At 71.7% G+C, this 6,777-nt stretch carries 5 protein-coding genes; 1 reads left to right on the top strand and 4 read right to left on the bottom strand.

What is annotated here, in order from left to right:
* The 4 genes from ACZ3KJ_RS29840 to ACZ3KJ_RS29825 form a co-directional block, all read right to left on the bottom strand.
* Positions 1 to 404: flavodoxin-dependent (E)-4-hydroxy-3-methylbut-2-enyl-diphosphate synthase (locus ACZ3KJ_RS29840; protein WP_467531506.1), on the bottom strand; the 404-nt coding region annotated here is incomplete at its 3' end.
* Between the two features lie 191 nt (positions 405 to 595).
* Positions 596 to 1,888 (bottom strand): M50 family metallopeptidase, encoded by a 1,293-nt coding sequence (locus tag ACZ3KJ_RS29835; RefSeq protein ID WP_467531515.1) that lies wholly within the window; start codon positions 1,886 to 1,888, stop codon positions 596 to 598.
* 11 nt (positions 1,889 to 1,899) lie between these two features.
* The gene (gene dxr, locus ACZ3KJ_RS29830) at positions 1,900 to 3,159 is read right to left on the bottom strand and encodes a 1-deoxy-D-xylulose-5-phosphate reductoisomerase (RefSeq protein WP_467531504.1); all 1,260 of its coding nucleotides are present in this window, start codon (positions 3,157 to 3,159) and stop codon (positions 1,900 to 1,902) included.
* Between the two features lie 171 nt (positions 3,160 to 3,330).
* Complete coding sequence (locus ACZ3KJ_RS29825; protein WP_467531502.1) at positions 3,331 to 5,283, bottom strand: acyl-CoA dehydrogenase family protein; 1,953 nt, start codon at positions 5,281 to 5,283, stop codon at positions 3,331 to 3,333.
* Between the two features lie 447 nt (positions 5,284 to 5,730).
* Between ACZ3KJ_RS29825 and ACZ3KJ_RS29820 the strand changes: the two genes are divergently transcribed.
* Positions 5,731 to 6,744 carry a LacI family DNA-binding transcriptional regulator gene (locus ACZ3KJ_RS29820; RefSeq protein ID WP_467531501.1) on the top strand — a complete coding sequence of 338 codons (1,014 nt, stop codon included), beginning with the start codon at positions 5,731 to 5,733 and terminating at the stop codon, positions 6,742 to 6,744.
* The last annotated feature ends 33 nt before the right edge of the window (positions 6,745 to 6,777 follow it).

Raw genomic sequence — 6,777 nt, 5'->3', positions numbered from 1 at the left:
GCCGCCTTCGCGATCTCCTTGACCTTGTCGTCGAACTGCTTGATGTTGCCGGGATTGACCCGCACCGCCGCACAGCCCGCCTCGATCGCCGCGAACACGTACTTCGGCTGGAAGTGGATGTCGGCGATGACCGGGATCTGCGACTTGCGGGCGATCGTCGACAGCGCGTCGGCGTCGTCCTGCGTGGGGCACGCCACCCGCACGATCTGGCAGCCCGACGCGGTCAGCTCGGCGATCTGCTGGAGCGTGGCACCGATGTCCGACGTACGGGTCGTCGTCATCGACTGCACGGACACCGGGGCGTCCCCGCCGACCGCCACCGAGCCGACCTGGATCTGCCGGCTCTTCCGGCGCTCGGCGAGCTTGGTCGGAACGGACGGCATGCCGAGAGAAATCGCAGTCATCTGCTGTGCAACCCCAAGTCGTGGATCAAGGTCCGGTCCCGTGAGCAGCGGGCTCCGGCCTCCGAGATTACGGCACGGGCACTGGCCGGAGCACATCCCGCCGGTCAAACCCACTCGATGGAGGCCGCCGGTGCCGGAACGGCGGACGGCCGGGCACCCCAGGGTGCCCGGCCGTCCCGAACAGCGTGTGGCTAGGAGATTCTGACGGGGTTAACCACGTCCGCGATCAGTACCAGGATCGTGAAGCAGACGAAGATACCGGCGACCACGTAGGCCACCGGCATCAGCTTCGCCACGTCGAACGGGCCGGGGTCCGGACGGCGCAGCACCTTCGCGAGGTGGCGCCGCAGGGATTCCCAGAGGGCGCCCGCGATGTGACCGCCGTCGAGCGGCAGCAGCGGCAGCATGTTGAACAGGAACAGGGACAGGTTGAAGCCCGCGACCAGCATCAGCGCCATGGCCAGCTGCTGGGTGGGCGGGATGTCCAGGGTGAAGATCTCGCCGCCGACGCGGGCCGCGCCGACCACGCCCATGGGCGAGTCCGGCTCGCGGGGGGCGCCGTCGAAGGCCGCGTTCCACAGGGCCGGGATCTTGCCGGGCAGGGCCGCGATGGAGTCGACGGCCTCGCCGATGCGGTCGCCCATCCAGGTCAGGGACTCCCCGAAGTCCTGCCGGACGATGCCGGTGGCCGCGCTGAAGCCGAGGAAGCCGGCGGTGACGTACTCGCCCTGCACGATCTGGCCGTCGGCGTCCTTCTTCGCCACCTGGTTGGTGGCGATCGTCGCCTGGAGGGTGAGGTCCTCGCCGTCGCGGGAGACGACGAGGGGGACGGTCTTGTCGGGGTTGGCGCGGATGAGGTCGGACAGCTCGTTCCAGTCGTCCGTGCGGACGCCGTCGAAGGAGACGATCTTGTCGCCGGCCTTCAGGCCCGCTGCCGCGGCCGGGGAGGCCGGGTCCTTCGCGGTGCAGTCGTCGCGGTTCTCGCTCTGCTTGATGACGCACTGGGAGACGGAGCTGACCGTGGTGGTCTGCTGGGAGATGCCGAAGCCCATCAGGACGGTGAGGAACAGTCCCACCGCGAGGACCAGGTTCATGAACGGGCCCGCGAACATCACGATGACCCGCTTCCACGGCTTGCGCGTGTAGAAGAGGCGGTCCTCGTCGCCGGGCCGGAGCTCCTCGAACGCGGCGGAGCGGGCGTCCTCGATCATGCCGCGCCAGGGCGAGGTGGAGCGGGCGGTGATCCGGCCGTCGTCGCCGGGCGGGAACATGCCGATCATGCGGATGTAGCCGCCGAAGGGGATGGCCTTGACGCCGTACTCGGTCTCGCCCTTGCGGCGCGAGAACAGGGTCGGGCCGAAGCCGACCATGTACTGCGGCACGCGGATGCCGAAGAGCTTGGCCGTGGACAGATGCCCCAGCTCGTGCCAGGCGATCGAGAACAGCAGGCCGACCGCGAAGACGACTATGCCGAGGATCATCATCAAGGACGTCATCAACGCGCCTCCGCGGTCGTCGTCTGTGCTGTCAGTTCCCGGGACCGGGCCCGTGCCCAGGTCTCCGCTTCGAGGACGTCCGGCACGGTCAGTGAAGTTCCCGTGACCGGCGTGCCGTGCTCCTCCACCACCCGTGTCACCGTCTCCATGATCCCGTTGAACGGCAGCGCGCCACGGCGGAACGCCTCCACGCACTCCTCGTTGGCGGCATTGAACACCGCCGGGGCCGTCCCCGCGAGCTCCCCCACGTGCCGGGCGAGGCCGACCGAGGGGAAGGCCTCGCCGTCGAGCGGGAAGAACTCCCACGTCGACGCCTTGCTCCAGTCGAAGGCGGGCGCCGCGTCGGGCACCCGTTCGGGCCAGCCCAGGCCGATGGCGATGGGCCCGCGCATGTCGGGGGGCGTCGCCTGCGCCAGGGTCGATCCGTCCGTGAACTCAACCATCGAGTGGACATACGACTGGGGGTGTACGACGACCTCAATGCGGTCGAAGGGAATGTCGTAGAGCAGGTGCGCCTCGATGACCTCCAGGCCCTTGTTGACGAGGGTCGCGGAGTTGATCGTGATCACCGGGCCCATGGCCCAGGTGGGGTGGGCGAGGGCGTCCTCGACGGTGACGTGCGCCAGCTCCTCCCTGGTCCGGCCGCGGAAGGGGCCGCCGGAGGCGGTGACGACGAGCTTGCGCACGTCGGCGCGGGTGCCGGCGGCGAGGGCCTGGAAGAGGGCCGCGTGCTCGGAGTCGACCGGGATGATCTGGCCGGGCTTGGCGAGCGCCTTGACCAGCGGGCCGCCGACGATGAGCGACTCCTTGTTGGCGAGCGCGAGGGTGCGGCCCGCCTCCAGGGCGGCGAGGGTCGGGGCCAGGCCGATGGAGCCCGTGATGCCGTTCAGGACGGTGTGACAGTCGGAGGCGGCCAGCAGGGTGGCCGCCTCGGGTCCGGCGAGGATCTCGGGCAGCGGCTCGCCGGTGCCGTACTCCGAGGCGAGCGCCTCGCGCAGGGCCGGGACGACGTCCTCGCGGGCCACGGCGACGGTCCGTACCCGCAGCCGGCGGGCCTGCTCGGCGAGGAGCGCGACCCGGCCGCCGTTGGCGGACAGGCCGGTCACCCGGAAGCGGTGCGGGTTGCGCAGCACGAGGTCGACGGCCTGGGTGCCGATCGATCCGGTGGAGCCGAGGATCACCACGTCCTTGGGGCCGTCGCCCGCGACGGGGTCGTAGACGAGGTGCGGGTCGGCGAGTGGGGCTGGACTGTCGCTCATTCCCCCATTGTGGCCGGAACGGCTGTGCCGGTGGACAGGGTGTCCCCCGGGAAGGTGCGGCGCCCGCCCGCACCGCCCGGCGCACGGGGCGCGCACAGGGGCGGGGCGGGGCGTGCGGGGCGCGCCTCCCGCCCCAGGGGGCGGGAGGCGCCGCAGGGCCGTGCGGTCGGGTCACCTGATCGGACGGTGGACGTTCTCCCGGGCGCTGGGGCCGGGGGTCGCGTCGGCGATCCACGGGCCGTCGCCCGAGGGGTCGACGACGCCCTGCTCCAGCCACTCGTACGTCCCGGCGAGGACGCCCTCGACGACCTTGCGGTCCAGGTCGTCGGTGTTGTCCCACAGGCGGGTGAAGAGGGCGTCCACCCGCAGCCGGGCCTGCCGGCAGAAGGCGTCGGCGAGCTGGTAGGCCTCGCGGCCGTGCTCGCCGCGGGAGCGCAGCAGCTCGGCGCGCACACAGGCCGCGCTCATCGCGAAGAGTTCCGCGCCGATGTCGACGATCCGGCCGAGGAAGCCCTGCTTGGTCTCCATCCGGCCCTGCCAGCGGGACATGGCGTAGAAGGTGGAGCGGGCGAGCTTGCGGGCGTGGCGCTCGACGAAGCGCAGGTGCGGGGAGAGGTCGACGCCGTGCCTGAACTCGGCGTACGAGGTCGGCAGCTGCCCCGGTCCGGCGACCAGCCTGGGCAGCCACTTGGCGTAGAAGACTCCCGCGCTCGCGCCCGCCCTGGCCTTGTCGGGGAGGCTCTTGTCGGGGTCGATGAGGTCGCCGGCGACGGAGAGGTGGGCGTCGACGGCCTCGCGGGCGATCAGCAGGTGCATGATCTCCGTGGAGCCCTCGAAGATGCGGTTGATGCGCAGGTCGCGCAGGAGCTGCTCGGCGGGGACCGCGCGCTCGCCGCGGGCGGCGAGGGACTCGGCGGTCTCGAAGCCGCGGCCGCCGCGGATCTGGACCAGCTCGTCGGCGATCAGACAGGCCATCTCGGAGCCGTAGAGCTTCGCGAGGGCGGCTTCGATGCGGATGTCGTTGCGGTCCTCGTCGGCCATCTGGGAGGAGAGGTCGACGACGGCCTCCAGGGCGAAGGTGGTGGCCGCGATGAAGCTGATCTTGGAGCCGACGGCCTCGTGGAGGGCGACCGGCTTGCCCCACTGCTCGCGGACGGCCGACCACTCGCGGGCGATCTTCAGGGACCACTTCCCGGCGCCGACGCACATCGCGGGCAGGGAGAGCCGGCCGGTGTTGAGCGTCGTCAGGGCGATCTTGAGCCCGGCGCCCTCGGGACCGATCCGGTGGGCGGCGGGGACGCGGACCCGGTGGAAGCGGGTGACGCCGTTCTCCAGGCCGCGCAGGCCCATGAAGGCGTTGCGGTGCTCGACGGTGACGCCCTCGGAGGCGGTCTCGACGACGAAGGCGGTGATGCCGCCCTGGTGGCCCTCGGACTTCGGCACCCGGGCCATGACGACCAGGAGGTCGGCGACGACGCCGTTGGTCGTCCACAGCTTGACCCCGTCGAGGACGTAGTCGTCGCCGTCCGGGACGGCGGTGGTGGCCAGGCGGGCGGGGTCGGAGCCGACGTCGGGCTCGGTCAGCAGGAAGGCCGAGATGTCGGTGCGGGCGCAGCGCGGCAGGAAGAGGTCCTTCTGCTCCTGGGTGCCGAACATCTTCAGCGGCTGCGGTACGCCGATCGACTGGTGGGCGGAGAGCAGCGCGCCGAGCGCCGGGTTCGCGGAACCGACCAGGGCGAGGGCCTTGTTGTAGTAGACCTGCGTCAGGCCCAGACCGCCGTACTTGGGCTCGATCTTCATGCCGAGGGCGCCGAGCTCCTTGAGGCCGTTGACGGTCTCGTCGGGTATGCGGGCCTCGCGTTCGATGCGGGCCGAGTCGACCTGCGTCTCGCAGAAGTCCCGCAGTTTGGCGAGGAAGGCCTCGCCGCGCCGGGCGGCCTCGTCGGCCGGCAGGGGGTGGGGGTGGATGAGGTCGAGCCGGAAGCGGCCGAGGAACAGTTCCTTGGCGAAGCTGGGCTTGCGCCAGTGCTGTTCCCGCGCGGCCTCCGCCACCCGGCGGGCCTCACGTTCGGTGACGGCGGGCCGGGACGGAGACGGGGAGGGGGTGGAGGGTGGTGCGGACATGAGGCTCACCTCGCCGCGAATCGGGATCAGGGACCTTTTTGGTTACCGACGGGTGCTACTCGATCGTTGGTACCCGATCCGGGGCAACCCCACCACCCCTCGCGCGCCGTCCGGCCGCCGGTGACCGCTCGGGGCCCGGTCGCGCGGGCGGCTCCTTGCAGGGGCTTCGCGTCCCGGCGGACGGGGGCGCGGGTGTTGCCCGGGGGAGCCGTCCGAGGGGACCGTTCGGGTAGCGCGCTCCCCCGCCGGCGGGCGGTCGGCGGGGCAGTCGGCGGGCGGTCGGCGGGCGGTCCGCTCCCCCGTTGCCGAACAGCCCGCAGATTGCTGTCGAAGCGCTTCGACAACCTATGGACACCCACCCCCGCTAGAGCTACTGTCGAACCACCCTCACCCGCCCCTGTTCGCAATGCGCACTGTCGAAGCGCTTCACAAAGCTTGGAGAGCTGGATGGTCACCCTCGCCGAGGTCGCCCAGCACGCCGGAGTCTCGGCGAGCACGGTGAGCTATGTCCTCAGCGGCAAGCGGTCCATCTCCGCGACCACCCGGCAGCGGGTCGAGCAGAGCATCCGCGTCCTCGGCTACCACCCCAACGCGGGCGCCCGCGCCCTGGCCAGCAACAGGTCCAACATCATCGCGCTGATGATCCCGCTGCGCACCGACATGTACGTGCCGGTGATGATGGAGATCGCCATCGCGGTCGCCACCACGGCCCGCACGCACGGCTACGACGTCCTGCTGCTGACCGGCGAGGAGGGTCCCGACGCCGTCCGCCGGGTCACCGGCAGCGGGCTCGCCGACGCGATGATCCTGATGGACGTCCAGCTCGACGACGAGCGGCTGCCGCTGCTGCGGGGCACCGACCAGCCGTCCGTCCTGATCGGACTGCCCGCCGACACCACCGGACTGACCTGCGTCGATCTGGACTGGAGCGCGACGGGCGCGCTGAGCGTGGAGCACCTGGCGACGCTCGGCCACCGCGACGTCGCCGTCATCGGCGAGGCGCCCGCGGTCTACGAGCGGCACACCGGCTTCGCCGAGCGCACCCTCGACGGACTGCGGTCCCGTGCGCGGGAGCTGGGGCTGCGGCTGCTGCACCGGCCCTGCGAGGGCGGGTACGACGCGATGGCCGTGACCCTCGCCCGGATCCTCGACGAACGCCCCGGCACGACCGGGTTCGTCGTCCAGAACGAGTCGGCGGTCGAGCCGCTGCTCGCGCTGCTGCGCCAGCAGGGCCGGGCCGTGCCCGAGGACGTGTCGGTGGTCGCGATCTGCCCCGAGCAGGTCGCCGTCCAGGCCTCGGTGCGGCTGACGTCGGTCGCCATCCCCGCGCCCGACATGGGACGGCACGCCGTGGAACACCTCGTCGCCAAGCTCGACGGCCGGGGCGAGGACGACGTGGTGCTGCTGGCACCCGCGTTGACGGTCCGGGCGAGCACCGGCCCGGCGCCGGCCGCCTCCTGACGAACCCCTTCACCCGCACTGCCCCCGCTCCGG

The organism is Streptomyces sp. NPDC003248 (genome assembly GCF_055563235.1).
The sequence above is the reverse complement of the archived record's forward strand: the minus strand, read 5'-3'. Positions and strand labels throughout refer to the sequence as shown.

Excerpts from the sequence above, each read along its gene's own strand:
- ACZ3KJ_RS29820 (WP_467531501.1), top strand. The coding sequence starts at position 5,731 with ATGGTCACCCTCGCCGAGGTCGCCCAGCACGCCGGAGTCTCGGCGAGC.
- ACZ3KJ_RS29835 (WP_467531515.1), bottom strand. The coding sequence starts at position 1,888 with ATGATGATCCTCGGCATAGTCGTCTTCGCGGTCGGCCTGCTGTTCTCG.
- dxr (WP_467531504.1), bottom strand. The coding sequence starts at position 3,159 with ATGAGCGACAGTCCAGCCCCACTCGCCGACCCGCACCTCGTCTACGAC.
- ACZ3KJ_RS29825 (WP_467531502.1), bottom strand. The coding sequence starts at position 5,283 with ATGTCCGCACCACCCTCCACCCCCTCCCCGTCTCCGTCCCGGCCCGCC.